The sequence below is a fragment of the Acinetobacter sp. ANC_7655 genome (assembly GCF_056784015.1).
Map to the genome: position 1 here is coordinate 1 of NZ_JBWYJB010000046.1, position 220 is coordinate 220.

Here is a 220-nt window from a genome sequence, read left to right on the forward strand (position 1 = left end):
AGTACAAGCAGAAAAAGATGCGCTACAAGGTCGTTTAAATGATCTGGTTGATATCACTTTACCAGCAGTAAATGATGAAAACGAAGATGGTGTGGATGATGCAGTTGCAGCACTTGAAGAAGCGACAGAAGCAGTAGAGGCGGCAGAAGCAGCATATGCAGAGGCAGAGCAAGCACTAGCAGATGCCGAATCAGATGGTTTAATCACGCCAACAGAACTT

Annotated in this window: 1 protein-coding gene; it reads left to right on the forward strand. The window is 45.0% G+C overall.

Annotated elements, in window-relative coordinates; all coding sequences use genetic code 11:
• The coding region (locus tag AC1M9N_RS14525) for a GA-like domain-containing protein (RefSeq protein ID WP_481954983.1) at positions 1-220 on the forward strand (220 nt) is incomplete at both ends.